Below are 16,345 nucleotides of genomic sequence, written 5' to 3'. Positions count from 1 at the left end.
TGACTATGCAGAACACCAAAGAGCCATTCGCTTTCATTCGAACCATCCTCTTGAGCTGCCTGCTCACCGCGTCGCTCAGCCATGCGCAAACCCAACAGCTGGTCGCCCCGGATGTCTCCGTGGGGGGCATGTCACAGGAGGACTGGTCGCGCGCCTGGTGGCAGTGGGCCGGGTCGTTCTCGCGGCAAGACAGCCCTGTTGCCGACCGCACGGGCGAGCTGTGCGGCGAAAAACAAAAGGGGCCGGTGTGGTTTCTGGCCGGCACCTACGGAACACAGCGCACCGTGCGAAGCTGCCGCGTGCCTGGCGGCAAGTACTTGTTCTTTCCCTTGATCAACTACGTCGTCATGCCCAGCCAGGACCGCTCGACGACTTGTGCTTTAGCCATGGAGACGGCGAGAAGAATCACGGACGATCCCGCCGCGCTGGTTCTTGAGATCGATGGTGAGCGAATCGCCAACCTCGCCACCTCCCGGCAGGCGACAAAAAAATGCTTCGATATGGGCGCATTGACCGAGGCGCGGTACAACATCTTCCCCTCCGCGGCCAATGGCTATTACGTCATGCTCAAGCCGCTTGCGCGCGGGACGCATGTGCTCAATTTCGGCGGCGCTTTGCCTGGAATGCTTCAGGCTGTCACCTATACCCTGATCGTTGATTGATATCTGGCGAAAAACCATGGGAGCAGCAATCCGTCCGGCCTGAACCCGATCGCAGTTGTGAGGGAGTGAGAGACCGGCAAGGGACGGGTACCGCCCCGCAGCTTCCACGGTCAACCCCATTCCACGGGTTCAACCTTTCGCGTGATCGCCACCCTGCGCAGCCGCATCCCGAACCACCAGCACAGGCACGGGCGCCAGCCGCAGAATCTCTTCCGCGCCACTGCCCAGCAGCACACGCCCCAGGCCGCGCCGGCCGTGGGAGCCGACGACCACGAGGTCGGCGCCCCAGCGTTTGGCGGCCTCGGCCACGACTTCGCCCAGGCGTTTGCCGGGTTCTTCGCACAGGCTCTGGTCGGCCGCCACGCCGGCCGACTGCGCGACGGCCGTGGCATCGGACAGCACTTTGGCGCCGCCTTCGCGCAGCATGCCGGCCACGTCGCCGGAGTAAGTGCCGTCGGCGGCCATGCCGCCCAGTTCATTGATGGCATGCAGCAGCCGCACGCTGGCGCCGGTCTCGCGCGCCATGCGCAGGCCGGCGACCAGGGCCTTGTTGGCGGTCTCGCTGCCGTCCACGGGGATCAGGATGCGTTTGAACATGGTGGCTGCCTCGGTCTGAAGTTGCGATAAGGACAGTATTGACCGTTTTGGCGCGGCGATCTTGACCTGCATCAAGCCAGAGCTCGATGGGGTGTCTCGGTGGCGGGCCGCGTTCAAGCCAGCGCCGCCGTCTCCAGATAGCACGGAATTTTGCAGGGCCAGTGCAGCTCGCGTTCGATGCACTGGCGCATGGCGTCGGCCGCGGCCGGCTCGCCGTGGGTGATAAAGGTCTGCCGGGGCGCGGACTTGAAGCCGCGCAGCCAGCCCATGATCTCGGCGGCATCGGAATGGGCCGACAAGTCGTCCAGCATGACCACCTCGGCGCGCACCGGAACCTCCTGTCCGTGGATGCGCACCGTGGGCGCGCCGCCGGCAATGAGGGCGCCGCGCGTGCCGCCGGGCTGGAAGCCGGCAAACACGATGGTGTTGCGCTTGTCGGGCGCGAAGGCCTTGAGGTGGTGGACCACACGCCCGCCCGTGGCCATGCCGCTGGCGGCAATGATGACCATGGGGCCGTGTTTGGCATTGAGCAGGCGCGACTCTTCCGGTGATTCAACGATGTGGGCGGTATGCGCCATGGCTTCGCACTCCGCGGAGCTCAGCCGCAGTTCGTCCTTGTGCTTGAGGTAGACCTGCGTGGCCTTGGCCGCCATGGGGCTGTTGAGGTAGACCGGCAGCTTGCGCGCAATGACGCCCTGGGTCTTGAGCACCTCGATGCAGTGCAACAGGCTTTGCGCGCGCCCCACGGCGAAGGCGGGGATCACCACCACGCCGCCGCGCGCGGCCGTGCGCTGGATGACCTGGCCCAGCGCCAGCAGCGGGTCGGAGTCCTTGTGCAGGCGGTCGCCATAGGTGGACTCCACCACCAGGTAGTCGGCGCCGTCCATGAAGGAGGGCGGCTTGAGCACCAGGTCGTTGGGCCGGCCTATGTCGCCCGAAAACAGCAGGGAGCGCGAGCCGTTGTCCAGCCGCACGAAGGACGAGCCCACCATATGGCCCGAAGGCGTCAGGCTGGCGTTCAGGCCCGGCGCCGGCTGCCAGTGTTTGCCGGCGGGCACCGGGTGCAGCAGCTTGAGGCAGCGCAGCGCATCCTCGCGTGTGTACAGGGGCAGGGCCGGCGCGTGCTTCGAAAAACCGTGCCGGTTGGCGTATTCGGCTTCTTCCTCCTGCAGGTGGCCGGCGTCGGGCAGCAGGATGCGGCACAAGTCCGCCGTGCCCGGCGAGCAGAACACCTTGCCCTTGAAACCCTGGCGCGCCAGCAGCGGCAGGTAGCCGCTGTGGTCTATGTGGGCATGGGTCAGGATCACCGCATCGATGCCGGCCGGGTCCATGGGCAGCGGCGACCAGTTGCGCAGGCGCAGCGGCTTGTAGCCCTGGAACAGGCCGCAATCGACCAGCACGGTGGATTTGACATGCCGGACCAGGTATTTGGAGCCGGTGACGGTGTCGGTGGCGCCCAGGAATTGGATCTTCATGGCGCCAGCTTAGGCGTGGTGCCCAGCGATGTAGTTGACTTAGCTCAAGGGCTGAAGCCGCCACCGGCCATACCCTTTGCCGGTGGCCGATGCCCGCGCAGCGACCGGCCGACCGCAGCTTTGTTTGCGCGCAACCCTCCAAGGAGCACAACCATGTCCGAGCGAACCCTCATTGTTTGTTATTCCAACACCGGGACATCGCGCCGCGTGGCCGATCTCCTGTCGAGCAAATTCAAGTGGCCGTGCGGCCAGGTCAGCGAGGCGCGATCGCGCACCGGCGCTGCAGGCATGCTGCGCTGCGTGATGGATTCGCTGTTCAAGCGCCATCCCGCGATTCGTTATGAAGGGCCGGACCCGCGGGGTTTTGAGACGGTCGTGCTGATCGCGCCCATCTGGCTTGCCGAGCTGGCGGCGCCCATGCGCAGTTTTGTGCGTGACCATGCACGAGGCCTCAAGTGCGTGGCGGTCATCTCGGTGATGGGCGGGCAGGGCGCGACCAATGCTTTCGCTGAAATCGACCGGATTCTGGGCCGGCCTCCGATCCTGTCGACCTCCTTCACCGCGCGCGCGGTGGACGACGGCAGCTATTCGTCCGCCCTGGAGGTGTTCGGCAGCGCGGTCCGCGACAGCGCAAAGAGCGAGGAAACGGTGCGTCCGACGACTTTGTCGCCCAGCGCCGTCTGATCGCATGGCCTCGATACAGCAACTGCTGGTGCCGGTTGACGGCAGCCCGACCTCCACCAGGGCGCTGGATACCGCCATTGGACTGGCGCGCCTGACCGGGGCGCATATACGGCTTTTTCATGTGATCGATGAGCTGGACCATGTCAACGGCTTTGAGACCCCCAAGACCTATCGCGAGGAATTGCTCCCGCTGATGCGCGCCGGCGGTGAAAAAATGCTGGCCCAAATGCGGCGCCGCGCCACCGAGCAGGGCCTGGTGTGCGACAGCGTGCTGGTGGAGTCGGGCGCCGGCCGTGTCTGCGAGCAGGTCGCCGAGGAGGCCCGCCTGGCCCATGCCGACATGATTGTGCTGGGCTCGCACGGCAGGCGCGGCCTTGCGCGCGTGCTGATGGGCAGCGATGCCGAGCAGATCGTGCGGCATGCACCGGTCCCGGTGCTGGTGGTGAAAGGCTGAAACCGGCCGCGCCGCTTCAGATGTCGACTTCGAGCTTGTTGACGATGCGTATCACGCCCCTGGCGGCCAATGCCGCGCCGGCGGCCGCTTCGCGCTCGGCCAGGGAATGCACCTTGCCGTGCAGGGTGACCTCACCGCCCTCCACGTCGATCTGGATATGCCGGGCTTCGCGGTCGGCCTGGCGTGCCAGCGCCGCGGCAATCTCCGCCGCGACGTCCCGCGTGCTGACGGTGGGTTTCACCACAACGTTGTTGGACAGGCCGCGCACGCCCACCAGGCCGCGCACGCATTTCTCGGCGGTTCTGCACTGGTAGGCCCAGTCGACGTCGCCCGTGAGGGTGAGCCAGCCTTTTTCCACCTCGACCCTGATCCGCTCGGGCGGCAGCAGCGCGCTCCAGCGCAGCGCGGATGCGGCGGCCGTGGCGATTTCGGAGTCGCTGCGCTGGTGGTCTGCCACCAGCTTGACATCCAGCTCGATGGCCAGACCGCGCACACCGGCCACGCGGCGAACCGCCCGTTCCGCCGCGACTTTTTCGGCGAAGCTGTTCAGGTGCCCTGTGAGCGTCACCACACCGTCATTGACGAGAACGCCTATGCCGGCTGAATTGACGGCGGGTTCCCAGGCCAGTTCGGCGGTGACATCAGCCTTGAGCTGAAAATCGGTTTTCATGGCTTGTTCCTTGGATGAAGTGGTCACCACCACAGGGTGGTGATGCCACTGTAGGCAGGCGAGGCGGTGCCTGTCTTGATATTCCTCAAGCGATGGCTTGTTGCGCAAGCCCCGCGCGATGCGGCGGGGCGGGGCCCTTCCACGCCGGCTTATGCCGCCGGGCCGCCGCCGGGACTGACCTCGGTGCCGGCGCGGCCCGCCAGCATCTCCTCGATCCGGTCCAGCGAACCTATCAAGGCCTTCTTTCCCGTCTTCAGGACGAAGCTGGCGGCGGCCTGCACCTTGGGGCCCATGGAGCCCGCGGGGAAGCTGTGGCCCAGCAGTTCCTGCGGCCCGACCTTGCCGAGAGCGCGCTGCGTCGGCAGCCCCCAGTCGAGGTAGACGGCGTCCACGTCGGTGGCGATCACCAGGCAGTCGGCACCCAGCTCCAGCGCGAGCAGGGCGCTGGTCAGGTCCTTGTCGATCACGGCATCCACGCCTTCCAGGGGCCGCCCGCCGGCCGTACGCGCCACCGGGATACCGCCACCGCCTGCGGCGATGACCACGGCCTGGTGCTGCAACAGCCAGCGCAGCGGATCCACGGCCAGCACGCGCAGGGGCAGGGGCGAAGCCACGACGCGCCTGAAGCTTGCGCCGTCGGGCGCGACATGCCAGTGCATGGTTTGCGCAAGCCGCTGCGCTTCCTCCTGGGTGTAGACGGGCCCTATCGGTTTGGTGGGCCGACCGAAAGCCGGGTCGGAGAGATCGACTTCCACGCGCGTGAGCAGGGTGACCACGGGCCGGTTGGGCGCAAGCCGGTTGGCGAGTTCCTGCTCCAGCAGGTAGCCGATCATGCCTTCGGTCTGCGCGCCCAGCATGTCGAGCGGGTAGGGCGCCACCGCCGCGTAGGCCGAGTTCTGCAGGGCCAGCAGGCCTATCTGCGGCCCGTTGCCGTGCGTCACCACAAGCTCATGGTGCAGCGCGACGCGCGCCAGCTGGGCCGCCACGCCCTGGATGTTTTCGAGCAGGTGCTGCGCGCTGGGCGACTGGCCCCGGCGCAGCAAGGCATTGCCGCCCAGCGCCACGACCAGCCTCATGCCAGCGTGGCCACAAGCACGGCCTTGATGGTGTGCATGCGGTTTTCCGCCTGCGTAAACACGATGGACGCGTCGGATTCGAAAACCTCGTCGGTCACCTCGATTTCGCTGAGGCCGTAGCGCTCGTGGATCTGGCGCCCCACTTCGGTGTCCAGGTTGTGGAAGGCCGGCAGGCAGTGCATGAAGCGTGTGCGCGGCTTGCCCGTGGCCTTCATCAGCGCGCTGTTGACCTGAAAGGGCAGCAGCTGCTCGATTCTGAGCTTCCAGGTTTCGTCAGGCTCGCCCATGGAGACCCAGACGTCGGTATAGAGAAAGTCGGCGCCCTTGACGGCTTCGGCCGGATCGCTGCTGAGGGTGATGCGCGCGCCGGTTGTCTTGGCCAGCTCGCGCATGTCGGCGACCAGGGCCGGCGGCGGCATCAGCGCGGCGGGCGCGGCGATGCGCACGTCCATGCCCATCTGCGTGCCGCCCACCAGCAGGGAGCAGCCCATGTTGAAGCGGGCGTCACCCAGGTAGCAAAAAGACAGCTCATGCAGCGGCTTTTCGCCGAACTCCTGCATGGTCAGCAGGTCGGCCAGCACCTGGGTCGGGTGCGACTCATCCGTGAGCCCGTTCCACACCGGGACATGCGAAAAGCGCGCGATCTCCTCCACCACCGTCTGGTGAAAGCCGCGGTACTCGATGCCGTCGTACAGCCGGCCCAGCACCCGGGCCGTGTCCTTCAGGGATTCCTTGTGGCCCAGCTGCGAGCTGACCGGGTCGATGTAAGTGACATGGCCGCCCTGGTCGTGCACCGCGACTTCAAACGCGCAGCGCGTGCGGGTGGAGGCTTTCTCGAAGATCAGCGCGATGTTTTTCCCCTTCAGGCGCGCCAATTCGTTGCCCGCGTATTTGGAGCGCTTGAGCTCGGCGGCCAGGTCCAGCAGGAAACGGATGTCCCGCGGGGAAAAGTCCTTGAGGTCCAGCAGGCTGCGGTTGTGAAGGTTAAAGCTCATGGGGAGGGCCGTCTTTCGTTTTGGCGCAGTGAGGGTCAGGCGGCGTCGCGCTCAATCGGGCAGGACATGCAGTGGCTGCCGCCGCGCCCGCGCCCCAGCTCGCCGCTGGGAATGGTGATGACTTCGACGCCGGCCTTGCGCAGCAGGGTGTTGGTATGGGTGTTGCGGTTGTAGGCCATGACGACGCCGGGCGACAGCGCCAGCACGTTGTTGCCGTCGTCCCACTGCTCGCGCTCGGCTTCGTAGGCATTGCCGCCGGTGGCGACGACGCGCAGCCTGGGCAAGCCCAGCGCCTGCGCGAGCACCTCCAGCAGGGGCTCGGTTTCGGCCCTGACGTCCAGCTCGCCCGGCTTCTCGCCGGGGCGAAGGCTGAACGCGCGGATAGCCTGCACGATTTCCGGGAACACCGTCACCAGGTCGCGGTCGCAAAAGGTCAGCACCGTGTCCAGGTGCATGGCGCCGCGCGATTTGGGCAACTGGGCGGCCAGCACCCGGGTCGCGGCGCCGCGGGCAAACAGGCTGCGCGCGAGCTGGGTCACGGCCTGCGGCGAGGTCCGCTCGCCCATGCCGACCAGCACCAGTCCCTTGCCCAGCGGCATGACGTCGCCGCCTTCGAGCGAGGCCTGCGCGTGCGGCTGCCCCGGGTCGCCCCACCATTCGGTGACCTTGCCCGCGAATGCCGGGTGGGAGCGGTAGATGGTCGCCATGAGCAGGCTTTCCCGCCGGCGCGCGGGCCAGTACATGGCGCCCAGCGCCACGCCGTCGCCTATCCAGCAACTGCTGTCGCGCGTGAACAGGGTGTTGGGCAGGGCGGGCAGCAGCAGGTCCGAAGGGCTGGCGCAGGCAGCCGTAAGGCCGGGCAGCTTGAAGGGCAGGTCCGCCGGCGTCAGCCCGCCGATCAGGAATTCGGCCAGCCGGGCCGGCGGCAGTTCCTGCAGCCAGGGCCGCAGCACGGCCGCGGCTTCAAAGTCGGTGCCGGCCAGTTCGCGGTCCAGCAGCCGGTCACGCGTCATCGGGTTGCCGACCGTGACCGCGAGAAGGTCGTGCAGTTCCAGCACTTCCACGCCGTGCTCCGTCATGGCGCTGGTAAAGGCATAGTGGTCGTTTTTGGCCTGCGCGACCCACATCACGTCGTCAAACAGCATGTCCCGGCAGTTCGCGGGCGTCAGGCGCGTGTGCGCCAGGCCGGGCCTGCAGACCAGCACCTTGCGCAGCCGGCCCGTCTCTGAATGGACGCCGGCCATCACAGGCTCAACTTTCCGGCAGCCAGCATCCAGCCCGCGACCACCGCGAGTGCGAGCACGGCGGCCAGCATGGCTTTTTCGCCCGCGGTGAAGGGCTCGCGGCGGGCCTGCCGTTTGGCGATGAAATACAGGGCCGCGCCGGGGGCGTAGAGCAGGGCGCTCAGCAGCAGGTACTTGGCGCCGGCGGCATACAGCAGCCACAGGCAATACGCCGAGGCGAGCGCGGCCACCGGCAGGTCCAGCGCGCCGCGGGCGCCTTGGGGCGCCGGGCCCGCATCCTCACCGCGCACCGCCAGCTTGAGGCCGTAGAGCGCGCTGAACAGGTAGGGCAGCAGGATCATCGCGGTCGACAGCGAGATCAGCGCCAGGTAGGAGGCCTTGGACACCAGCGTGACGATGAGAAAGACCTGCACCATGGCGCTGCTCAGCCACAAGGCATTGGCCGGCACGCCCTTGCCGTTCTGGCGGCCCAGCCCTTCGGGCATCACGCCGCTGCTGGCCGGCGTGAACAGCGACTCGGCGGCCAGCAATGTCCAGGCCAGGAAGCCGCCGCCCACTGAAACGATCAGCCCTATATAGATGAGCACGGCGCCCCAGGTGCCCACGGCTTTTTCCAGCACGCCGGCCATGGAGGGGTTTTTCAGCCCGGCCAGTTCGGGCTGCGTGAAGATGCCCAGGGAGAGCAGCGAGACGGCCATCAGCAGGGCCAGGCAGATCAGAAAGCCTATGACCGTGGCTTTGCCGACGTCCTTGCGCTGGCGCGCGCGCGCCGAATAGACGCTGGCGCCCTCGATGCCGATAAAAACCCATACCGTCACCAGCATGGTGCTCTTGACCTGCTCCAGCACGGAGCCGAGCTTGGCGCCGCCCCAGAAGTCCAGGTTGAAGGTGGGTGCCTGGAACGCGGCCGCGGCCAGCACGATGAAGAGCAGCAGGGGAATGACCTTGGCCACCGTGACCACGGCATTGACCCAGGCGGCGGTGTTGATGCCGCGCAGTACCAGCGCATGGACCACCCACAAGACCACTGACGCGCCGGCGACGGCCGCGGGGGTGTTGCCTTCGCCGAAAGCCGGGAAGAAATAGCCGAGCGCGCCGAACGCGGCCACCAGGTAACCGACATTGCCTATCCAGGCGCTGATCCAGTAACCCCAGGCGGAGTTAAAGCCTATGTATTCGCCCGAGAGCGCGCGGGCATAGGCGTAGACGCCGTTGTCCAGTTCGGGCTTGCGCAGCGCCAGCGTCTGGTAGACGCGCGCCAGCACCAGCATGCCCACGCCAGTGATCAGCCAGCCGACCAGGATGGCTCCCGCGCCGGCGCCCGCGGCCATGTTCTGCGGCAGGCCGAAGATGCCACTGCCGATGATGGAGCCCGTCACCAGCGCGACCAGCAATCCCAGGCCCAGGCTGCCTTGCGCCTGGCGTGTGGTGGGAATGGCCCGGGGCGGCGACACCGGGGACCGGGTGTTTGACAGTGTGCTCATGGCGTGTTCTCGCTTTCGGGTGATGGACGGCTACTGAACCAGCAGTACCGGCACGTCGACATCGGCCACCACGCGCTGGGCGACGCTGCCGAGCAGGGCGCGGCCCAGCAGGCCGTGGCCGTGGGTGCCCATGACCACCATGTGGGCCTTCTCGCGTTTGGCCGCCTGCACGATCTGCGTGGCCGGTATGCCGGCGATCCAGGAGGCGCGGAAGGGGATGTTGTGGCGTTTGAGGAAACGCTCTATGGGCTCCAGCACCTTCTGGGCTTCGTCGCGGTGCCAGGCATGCACCGTGGCGGCGCCCAGCATGGTCTTGACGCGCGGGGAGACGGCCATCTGCACATTGAGCACGATCAGCTCCGCGTCGGGGCCCATCAGGGCTTCGTGGGTGACCAGGAAGGCCAGGGCTTTTTTGGTGAACTTGCTGCCGTCAACGGCCAGAAGGACTCTCATGCTGTGCTCCAGGAAGGGGATGAAACGGCGCGCGCTCAGCGCAGGACCAGGACGGGAATGCCGCTGTGCGTGAGCACCTGCTGGGTCTCGCTGCCGAGCAGGATGCGCGAGATACCCTTGCGGCCGTGCGAGGCCATCACGATGAGGTCGCTTTTGTTCTTTTTGGCCGCGGCCAGGATGGACGCCGCGACAAGGTCGGACTTGACGACCACGGCCTTGGCCTTGACGCCCGCGGCTTCGGCGGACTTGCACACCGCGTCGACGATGGCCTGGCCCCTGTCGGCCCAATCCTTTTCGATGCGCCCGACTTCCTGAGGCGAAATGTTGGCGCCGCCCTCGAAGTAGCTCATGGGATAGCGCGGCACGATGTTGAGCGCCACCAGTCCGGCCTCCAGGGATGCGGCCAGGGCGATGGCGTCCTTGACCGCTTTTTTGGACAGTGTGGAGCCGTCGGTGGCAACAAGAATGCGTTGGTACATGGTGGTTCTCCTGTGTTGATGTGCCGCAGTCTAGGAGCGCCGTCCGGGCCCGGGCTTGATCCAGGTCAAGGGCGCGGCACATGATTGCGACCCGCTGTTCCGCGTTTCTGGCGAGGTCTTTCGACGCGTGCAAAACCGCATCGGCCCGCATGGGCCCGGAAGGTGTCCGATGCCATCAGGTGACTGTGCGCGCGGCATCGGGAGGTGTCTGTTCGCCAGCAGACGTAAGCCACAGCGCCTGACAGCCAGCCGACACCCGCGGGCACCCTCGGAAGTGCCCATGGCCCTTGGTTTGATCCATGTCAAGGGCAGGGCGCCCTGCGCTGGCTAAGCTTTCGCCATGCAAACCGCCCCCTCCTTGCCGCTGCTTTCCGCCGGCGCCGTGCCGCCTGCCGCGGGCGGCGCCACGCCATGGGCCGCGCTGGACGAGCCGGCCGAATGGGAAGGCTTCAGCCGGCCGGCCGCCGGGCGCGAGGGCTGTTGGGAGTCCTGCCTGGCGATCGAAGGCATGCATTGCGCGGCCTGCGCGCTCACCGTCGAGTCGGTGTTGCGCAAGCTGCCCGGCGTGGACGCGGTGCAGGTCAATGGCGTCACGGCCGTGGCGCGGCTTCAGTGGCAGCCGCAGGCCACGCGGCCTTCGGCCTGGATGGCCGCGCTGCGCCAGGCCGGCTACGGCGCCTTGCCGGCGGGCGACCTGCTGCTGGCCGGCAACCGGCAGCGGGCCCAGCGCCTGATGCTGTGGCGCTGGCTGGTGGCCGGCTTTTGCATGATGCAGGTCATGATGTACGCCGCGCCGGCTTATCTGTCGGGGCCCGGCGAGATCACGCCCGACATACGGGCGCTGCTGGGCTGGGCCTCCTGGGTGCTGACCCTGCCGGTGCTGCTGTTTTCCTGCTGGCCGTTTTTTGCGGCAGCGCTGCGCGATGTGCGCCACCTGCGCATAGGCATGGACGTGCCGGTGGCGCTGGGTGTGCTGATCGCTTTTGGCGCCAGCACGGCCGCCACCTTTGACCCGGCCGGCCCCTGGGGCGAGCATGCCTCCTACGACTCGGTGCCCATGTTTGTGTTTTTCCTGCTGTCGGGCCGGCTGCTGGAGCAGCGCCTGCGCGACCGCACCGCCGGCGCGCTGGAGGCATTGATGCGCCGCCTGCCGGACAGCGTGGAGCGGCGGGAGGCCGACGGCAGTTTCCGCGCGGTGGCCGTGCGCCGGCTTGCCCCGGGCGATCTGGTCCGCGTGCTGCCGGGCCAGGCCTTTCCCGCCGATGGCGACGTGGAAAGCGGCGAGAGCCGGGTCGACCAGTCGCTGCTGACCGGTGAATCCAAACCCTTGCTGCGGCGCGCCGGCGACGGCGTCATTGCCGGCAGCCACAACCTCACCAGCCTGCTGCTGGTGCGCGTGCGGCGGGTCGGTGCGCAAACCCGTTACGCCGAAATCGTCGCGCTGATGGAGCAGGCCTCGCTCGAAAAACCCGGCCTGGTGCAACTGGTGGACCGCATCGCCAGCCCTTTCCTGGCGGCCGTGCTGCTGGCCGCAGCCGCTGCCGCCTGGTGGTGGTGGCCTTTCGGCCAGGCGCATGCGATGGCGGTCGCAGTCTCGGTGCTGATCGTGACCTGCCCCTGTGCCCTGTCGCTGGCCACGCCGGCGGCCATGCTGGCCGGCGCGGGCGCGCTGGCGCGGCGCGGCCTGCTGGTGCGCAGGCTGCAGGCGCTCGAAAGCTGCGCGGCCGTGGACACCGTGGTCTTCGACAAGACCGGCACGCTGACGCAGGACCGCATGGATGTGGTCATGGCCTACACGCCTGCCGGCGTGGACCGGGACGACGTGTGTGGCAGGGCGGGCGCGCTGGCCAGGCAGTCGCTGCATCCGGTTTCGCGCGCCATCGCCGCGCGCTTTCCCGCGAATGCGTCCGCGCCGGGCTGGGTCGCCGGCGAGGTAGAGGAGGTCCCCGGCCGCGGCCTGCGCGGCAAGGTTGCCAGGCCGGACGGCAGCGATGCGCGCTACCTCTACCTGGGTTCGGCCTCTTTTTGCCGCGCGCCTGTGCCGGGCCGTGATGCTCCGGTGCCGCAGGCACACCTGTCCGACGGTGAACATTACCTCGCGGGCTTCGAGCTGGACGAGGCGATCAGGCCCGACGCGGCGCAGGCCGTGGCAGCCTTGCTCAAGCTCGGTGTCCGCGTGCAGCTGCTGTCGGGCGACACCGGCCAGGCCGTGGCCCACCTGGCGCGCCGGGCCGGCATCGAGTGGTGCTTCGGCGAATGCACGCCGGAGATGAAACTGGAGCATGTGCGCAGGCTCCAGCGCGAAGGCCACCGCGTCATGATGGTGGGCGACGGCATGAACGACGGGCCGGTGCTGGCCGCGGCCGATGTGTCCATGGCCATGGGCCAGGCCGTGCCGCTGGCCCAGGCCAGGGCGGATTTCATCATGACCGGCAACCGGCTTGCTTCTGTGGCGGCACTGCTGGCGCAGGCGCGGCGAACCAGGAGGGTGGTGCGCCAGAACCTGCTGTGGGCCGCGCTGTACAACGCGGCTTGCGTGCCGCTGGCGATCGCGGGCCTGATGCCGACCTGGCTGGCGGGCTTCGGCATGGCGGCGAGTTCGCTGCTGGTGGTGGCCAATTCGGCAAGGCTGGCACGAAGCATTCCGGAGTTTTGAATGGACATCCTGTTTTTGCTGATCCCGCTGTCCGTCGTGCTGGCGCTGCTCATCATTGGCGCGCTGGGCTGGGCCGTGTGGCGTGGGCAATTCGAGGCACTGGAGCAGGAAGCCGAGCGCATTCTTCACGGTGATTGACCTGTATCAAATGCCGCGCCGCCCGCCGCGCCGACACTTTGAAGCATCTAGACAAAAGGTGCTTCATGAACCAAGAAACGACGCAAGGGATCGCCTATCACGACACGGTGGTGCGCCAGTTCTCGCTGGCGGCGGTGCTCTGGGGTGTGGTGGGCATGGCGGTGGGCCTGTTCATCGCGGCCCAGCTGGCCTGGCCTGAACTGAACTTCGGCATCCCCTGGCTCAGCTATGGGCGGCTGCGGCCGCTGCACACCAACGCGGTGATCTTCGCCTTCGGCGGCTGCGCGCTCATAGGCAGCAGCTACTACGTGGTCCAGCGCACCAGCGGCGTGCCGCTGTTCGCGCCGCGCCTGGCGGCCTTCACTTTCTGGGGCTGGCAGCTGGTCATCGTGGCCGCGGCCATCAGCCTGCCGCTGGGCTATACCACCGGCAAGGAATACGCCGAGCTGGAATGGCCCATAGACATCCTGATCACCCTGGTCTGGGTGGCTTACGCGGTGGTGTTCTTCGGCACCCTGGGCGTGCGCAAGGTCAGGCACATCTATGTGGCCAACTGGTTTTACGGTGCCTTCATCCTGGCGGTGGCGGTGCTGCATGTGGTCAACAGCGCCGAAGTGCCGGCCGGCTGGATGAAGTCCTATTCGGCCTATGCCGGCGTGCAGGATGCCATGGTGCAGTGGTGGTACGGCCACAACGCCGTCGGCTTTTTCCTGACCGCGGGCTTCCTGGGCATGATGTATTACTTCATCCCCAAGCAGGCCGAGCGGCCGGTCTACAGCTACCGCCTGTCCATCGTCCACTTCTGGGCGCTGATCTTCACTTATATGTGGGCGGGCCCGCATCACCTGCACTACACGGCCTTGCCCGACTGGACGCAATCGGTGGGCATGGTGTTCTCGCTGATCCTGCTGGCGCCCAGCTGGGGCGGGATGATCAACGGCGTGATGACGCTGTCAGGCGCCTGGCACAAGCTGCGCGAAGACCCCATCCTGCGTTTCCTGATCGTCTCGCTGTCTTTCTACGGCATGAGCACCTTCGAGGGACCGCTGATGTCCATCAAGACCGTCAACGCGCTGTCGCATTACACCGACTGGACCGTGGGCCATGTGCATTCGGGCGCGCTGGGCTGGGTGGGCCTGATCTCCATGGGCACGCTGTACTACATGATCCCGCGCCTCTTCGGGCAAAAGCGGATGTACTCGGTGCGCGCCATCGAGGTGCATTTCTGGGTGGCCACCGTGGGCATCGTGCTTTACATCGCGGCCATGTGGATCGCCGGCGTGATGCAGGGCCTGATGTGGCGCGCCCTGAACGCCGACGGCACCCTGACCTACACCTTCGTCGAATCGGTGAAAGCCACCTATCCCTTCTACGTGGTGCGCTTCTTCGGCGGCGTGCTGTACCTGGGCGGCATGGTGTTGATGGCCTGGAACGTCTGCATGACGGCGGCCCGGGGCCGGCCCGTGCGGGTGCCGGTGCCGGCACTGGCCCACGCATAAACACAGAAAGCACATTCCATGAAAGACGACAACACAAGCACGGCCGGCTTCTCGCACGAGAAGATAGAGACCAACAACTTCCTGATGATCATCCTGATCCTGCTGGTGATCGCCGTGGGCGGCCTGGTGGAGATCGTGCCGCTGTTCTTCCAGAAGTCGACCACCGCGCCCATGGAGGGCGTCAAGCCCTACGGCGCGCTGCAGCTGGCCGGCCGCGACATCTACCTGCGGGAAGGCTGCTACAACTGCCACTCGCAGATGATCCGGCCCTTTCGCGCCGAGACGCTGCGCTACGGCCACTACTCGGTCGCCGGCGAGTTTGTCTACGACCATCCCTTCCAGTGGGGCAGCAAGCGCACCGGCCCCGACCTGCAGCGCGTGGGCGGCAAATACACGGACGAGTGGCACCGCATCCACCTGAACAACCCGCGCGATGTGGTGCCCGAGTCGAATATGCCGGCCTACAGCTGGCTGGAAAAAGCCAGCGTCAACCCGGCCGACATGGCGCCGCGCATGAAGGCACTGCGCACGGTGGGCGTGCCGTATAGCGATGCTGAAATCGCCGAGGCCGCCGCCGTGGTGAAGGACAAGACGGAGATGGACGCCCTGGTGGCCTATCTGCAAGTCATGGGCAAGGCCCTGAAATAAAGGAGGACGCCATGGACGTCAACACACTGCGCATCATCGCCACCTTGCTGTGCTTCGCCACCTTCATAGGCCTGCTGGTGTGGGCCTATTCAGGCCGCAACCGCAAGCGCTTTGAAGAGGACGCAAAGATCCCCTTCCTGCAGGACTAGGGCTATGCCACTTCTCTTTAAAGCTTCTTTCTTGACTCCACAACGCATCGGGTACGGCTTATGAGCGATTTCACCGACAACTTCTGGTCCTGGTATGTGGCCGCGCTGACCTTGGTCGGCATCATTGGCGCGCTGGTGCTGCTGTGGGCCACGGCCCGAAAAAAAATAGTCGCGAGCAGCGACAACACCACGGGCCATGTCTGGGACGAGGACCTGCGCGAGGCCAACAACCCCATGCCACGCTGGTGGATGTGGTTGTTCGTCTTCACCGTGATCTATTCGCTGCTCTACCTGGTTGCCTACCCGGGCCTGGGCGCCTACCCGGGCGAGATGGGCTGGAGCACGCGCGGCGAATACGACAGCGCGATGGTCAAGGCGGACAAGGAACTGGCGCCGCTGTATGCCGGCTTCAGCGCCAAAAGCGCCGAGCAGCTCGCGGGCGATGCCAATGCGATGGCGGTGGGCGAGCGCCTGTTCATGAACAACTGCGCCCAGTGCCACGGCTCGGACGCGCGCGGCAGCAAGGGCTTTCCCAACCTCGCCGACAGCGACTGGCTGCATGGCGGCTCGGCCCAAAAAATCAAGGAAACCCTGACCCAGGGCCGCAAGGGGCAGATGCCGCCCATGGCCGCGGCGGTAGGCTCGCCCGAGGACGTCAAGAACGTGGCGCAGTACGTGTTGAGCCTGTCGGGCGGCCCGCATGATTCGGTGCGCGCCCAGCTCGGCAAGTCAAAGTTCAGCGCCTGCGCGGCCTGCCACGGCGTGGACGGCAAGGGCAACACGACGATAGGCGCGCCCAACCTGACGGACGACATCTGGCTGCACGGCTGGGGCGAGCAGGCCATCGTCGACATCGTCAACAAGGGCAAGACCAACGAAATGCCCGCGCAGGCCGGCAAGCTCACGGAAGCGCAGATCCACGTGCTGACGGCCTACATCTGGGGGCTGTCCAACAAGGCCCCCGCGGCCAAGCTTTGAGGCG

General features: G+C 66.9%; 18 protein-coding genes. 9 read left to right on the top strand and 9 right to left on the bottom strand.

The window, feature by feature from the left end; translation table 11 throughout:
- The first annotated feature begins 5 nt into the window (after positions 1 to 5).
- A complete protein-coding gene (locus tag ACEN9P_RS23580; RefSeq protein ID WP_495620650.1) occupies positions 6 to 662 on the top strand; it encodes a hypothetical protein in 657 nt (218 codons plus the stop codon).
- Between the two features lie 129 nt (positions 663 to 791).
- On the opposite strand, the gene ACEN9P_RS23575 is transcribed toward ACEN9P_RS23580, so the two are convergent.
- Both ACEN9P_RS23575 and ACEN9P_RS23570 read right to left on the bottom strand, forming a co-directional pair.
- Positions 792 to 1,259 carry a universal stress protein gene (locus ACEN9P_RS23575; protein WP_495620649.1) on the bottom strand — a complete coding sequence of 156 codons (468 nt, stop codon included), beginning with the start codon at positions 1,257 to 1,259 and terminating at the stop codon, positions 792 to 794.
- Positions 1,260 to 1,372: 113 nt separating this feature from the next.
- Positions 1,373 to 2,734 (bottom strand): MBL fold metallo-hydrolase RNA specificity domain-containing protein, encoded by a 1,362-nt coding sequence (locus tag ACEN9P_RS23570; RefSeq protein ID WP_495620648.1) that lies wholly within the window; start codon positions 2,732 to 2,734, stop codon positions 1,373 to 1,375.
- Positions 2,735 to 2,887: 153 nt separating this feature from the next.
- Here ACEN9P_RS23570 and ACEN9P_RS23565 point away from each other — a divergent pair, with 153 nt between their 5' ends.
- Both ACEN9P_RS23565 and ACEN9P_RS23560 read left to right on the top strand, forming a co-directional pair.
- Positions 2,888 to 3,418 (top strand): flavodoxin family protein, encoded by a 531-nt coding sequence (locus ACEN9P_RS23565; RefSeq protein ID WP_495620647.1) that lies wholly within the window; start codon positions 2,888 to 2,890, stop codon positions 3,416 to 3,418.
- Positions 3,419 to 3,422: 4 nt separating this feature from the next.
- Positions 3,423 to 3,872 (top strand): universal stress protein, encoded by a 450-nt coding sequence (locus tag ACEN9P_RS23560; protein WP_495620646.1) that lies wholly within the window; start codon positions 3,423 to 3,425, stop codon positions 3,870 to 3,872.
- A gap of 16 nt (positions 3,873 to 3,888) precedes the next feature.
- Here ACEN9P_RS23560 and ACEN9P_RS23555 read toward each other — a convergent pair whose 3' ends face one another.
- From ACEN9P_RS23555 to ACEN9P_RS23525, 7 genes are all read right to left on the bottom strand, one after another.
- Positions 3,889 to 4,542 carry a BON domain-containing protein gene (locus tag ACEN9P_RS23555; protein WP_495620645.1) on the bottom strand — a complete coding sequence of 218 codons (654 nt, stop codon included), beginning with the start codon at positions 4,540 to 4,542 and terminating at the stop codon, positions 3,889 to 3,891.
- Between the two features lie 149 nt (positions 4,543 to 4,691).
- Positions 4,692 to 5,618: a carbamate kinase gene (arcC, locus tag ACEN9P_RS23550; RefSeq protein ID WP_495620644.1), complete on the bottom strand. Its 927-nt coding sequence runs from the start codon at positions 5,616 to 5,618 to the stop codon at positions 4,692 to 4,694.
- Positions 5,615 to 6,613: an ornithine carbamoyltransferase gene (argF, locus tag ACEN9P_RS23545; RefSeq protein WP_495620643.1), complete on the bottom strand. Its 999-nt coding sequence runs from the start codon at positions 6,611 to 6,613 to the stop codon at positions 5,615 to 5,617. The genes arcC and argF overlap by 4 nt, the downstream gene beginning before the upstream one ends.
- A 35-nt stretch (positions 6,614 to 6,648) precedes the next feature.
- A complete protein-coding gene (locus tag ACEN9P_RS23540) occupies positions 6,649 to 7,857 on the bottom strand; it encodes an arginine deiminase (RefSeq protein WP_495620642.1) in 1,209 nt (402 codons plus the stop codon).
- Complete coding sequence (gene arcD, locus ACEN9P_RS23535) at positions 7,857 to 9,341, bottom strand: arginine-ornithine antiporter (protein ID WP_495620641.1); 1,485 nt, start codon at positions 9,339 to 9,341, stop codon at positions 7,857 to 7,859. Before arcD ends, ACEN9P_RS23540 begins: the two co-directional genes overlap by 1 nt.
- A 30-nt stretch (positions 9,342 to 9,371) precedes the next feature.
- Positions 9,372 to 9,794, bottom strand: coding sequence for a universal stress protein (locus ACEN9P_RS23530; protein ID WP_495620640.1), 423 nt, complete (start codon positions 9,792 to 9,794; stop codon positions 9,372 to 9,374).
- A gap of 35 nt (positions 9,795 to 9,829) precedes the next feature.
- Positions 9,830 to 10,273 carry a universal stress protein gene (locus ACEN9P_RS23525; protein WP_495620639.1) on the bottom strand — a complete coding sequence of 148 codons (444 nt, stop codon included), beginning with the start codon at positions 10,271 to 10,273 and terminating at the stop codon, positions 9,830 to 9,832.
- Positions 10,274 to 10,613: 340 nt separating this feature from the next.
- Here ACEN9P_RS23525 and ACEN9P_RS23520 point away from each other — a divergent pair, with 340 nt between their 5' ends.
- From ACEN9P_RS23520 to ccoP, 6 genes are all read left to right on the top strand, one after another.
- Entirely contained in the window at positions 10,614 to 12,929 is a 2,316-nt protein-coding gene (locus ACEN9P_RS23520; RefSeq protein WP_495620638.1) for a heavy metal translocating P-type ATPase, read from the top strand.
- Positions 12,930 to 13,067: a cbb3-type cytochrome oxidase assembly protein CcoS gene (ccoS, locus tag ACEN9P_RS23515; protein WP_074574359.1), complete on the top strand. Its 138-nt coding sequence runs from the start codon at positions 12,930 to 12,932 to the stop codon at positions 13,065 to 13,067. It abuts the gene before it with no gap.
- A 65-nt stretch (positions 13,068 to 13,132) separates the two neighbouring features.
- Complete coding sequence (gene ccoN, locus ACEN9P_RS23510) at positions 13,133 to 14,566, top strand: cytochrome-c oxidase, cbb3-type subunit I (RefSeq protein WP_495620637.1); 1,434 nt, start codon at positions 13,133 to 13,135, stop codon at positions 14,564 to 14,566.
- A gap of 18 nt (positions 14,567 to 14,584) precedes the next feature.
- A complete protein-coding gene (gene ccoO / locus ACEN9P_RS23505) occupies positions 14,585 to 15,214 on the top strand; it encodes a cytochrome-c oxidase, cbb3-type subunit II (RefSeq protein WP_495620636.1) in 630 nt (209 codons plus the stop codon).
- 11 nt (positions 15,215 to 15,225) lie between these two features.
- Positions 15,226 to 15,363, top strand: coding sequence for a CcoQ/FixQ family Cbb3-type cytochrome c oxidase assembly chaperone (locus ACEN9P_RS23500; protein ID WP_007865517.1), 138 nt, complete (start codon positions 15,226 to 15,228; stop codon positions 15,361 to 15,363).
- A 60-nt stretch (positions 15,364 to 15,423) separates the two neighbouring features.
- Complete coding sequence (gene ccoP, locus ACEN9P_RS23495; protein WP_495620635.1) at positions 15,424 to 16,341, top strand: cytochrome-c oxidase, cbb3-type subunit III; 918 nt, start codon at positions 15,424 to 15,426, stop codon at positions 16,339 to 16,341.
- Positions 16,342 to 16,345 lie beyond the last annotated feature (4 nt).

This window comes from Polaromonas sp. Polasp52, assembly GCF_059491565.1.
This window is presented reverse-complemented; position numbering and strand designations above follow the sequence as displayed.

Excerpts from the sequence above, each read along its gene's own strand:
- arcD (WP_495620641.1), bottom strand. The coding sequence starts at position 9,341 with ATGAGCACACTGTCAAACACCCGGTCCCCGGTGTCGCCGCCCCGGGCC.
- ACEN9P_RS23570 (WP_495620648.1), bottom strand. The coding sequence starts at position 2,734 with ATGAAGATCCAATTCCTGGGCGCCACCGACACCGTCACCGGCTCCAAA.
- ACEN9P_RS23520 (WP_495620638.1), top strand. The coding sequence starts at position 10,614 with ATGCAAACCGCCCCCTCCTTGCCGCTGCTTTCCGCCGGCGCCGTGCCG.
- ACEN9P_RS23580 (WP_495620650.1), top strand. The coding sequence starts at position 6 with ATGCAGAACACCAAAGAGCCATTCGCTTTCATTCGAACCATCCTCTTG.
- ACEN9P_RS23525 (WP_495620639.1), bottom strand. The coding sequence starts at position 10,273 with ATGTACCAACGCATTCTTGTTGCCACCGACGGCTCCACACTGTCCAAA.
- ACEN9P_RS23500 (WP_007865517.1), top strand. The coding sequence starts at position 15,226 with ATGGACGTCAACACACTGCGCATCATCGCCACCTTGCTGTGCTTCGCC.
- ACEN9P_RS23540 (WP_495620642.1), bottom strand. The coding sequence starts at position 7,857 with ATGGCCGGCGTCCATTCAGAGACGGGCCGGCTGCGCAAGGTGCTGGTC.
- ccoP (WP_495620635.1), top strand. The coding sequence starts at position 15,424 with ATGAGCGATTTCACCGACAACTTCTGGTCCTGGTATGTGGCCGCGCTG.
- ACEN9P_RS23555 (WP_495620645.1), bottom strand. The coding sequence starts at position 4,542 with ATGAAAACCGATTTTCAGCTCAAGGCTGATGTCACCGCCGAACTGGCC.
- ccoS (WP_074574359.1), top strand. The coding sequence starts at position 12,930 with ATGGACATCCTGTTTTTGCTGATCCCGCTGTCCGTCGTGCTGGCGCTG.
- arcC (WP_495620644.1), bottom strand. The coding sequence starts at position 5,618 with ATGAGGCTGGTCGTGGCGCTGGGCGGCAATGCCTTGCTGCGCCGGGGC.
- ACEN9P_RS23530 (WP_495620640.1), bottom strand. The coding sequence starts at position 9,794 with ATGAGAGTCCTTCTGGCCGTTGACGGCAGCAAGTTCACCAAAAAAGCC.
- ACEN9P_RS23560 (WP_495620646.1), top strand. The coding sequence starts at position 3,423 with ATGGCCTCGATACAGCAACTGCTGGTGCCGGTTGACGGCAGCCCGACC.
- ccoN (WP_495620637.1), top strand. The coding sequence starts at position 13,133 with ATGAACCAAGAAACGACGCAAGGGATCGCCTATCACGACACGGTGGTG.
- ACEN9P_RS23575 (WP_495620649.1), bottom strand. The coding sequence starts at position 1,259 with ATGTTCAAACGCATCCTGATCCCCGTGGACGGCAGCGAGACCGCCAAC.
- argF (WP_495620643.1), bottom strand. The coding sequence starts at position 6,613 with ATGAGCTTTAACCTTCACAACCGCAGCCTGCTGGACCTCAAGGACTTT.
- ccoO (WP_495620636.1), top strand. The coding sequence starts at position 14,585 with ATGAAAGACGACAACACAAGCACGGCCGGCTTCTCGCACGAGAAGATA.
- ACEN9P_RS23565 (WP_495620647.1), top strand. The coding sequence starts at position 2,888 with ATGTCCGAGCGAACCCTCATTGTTTGTTATTCCAACACCGGGACATCG.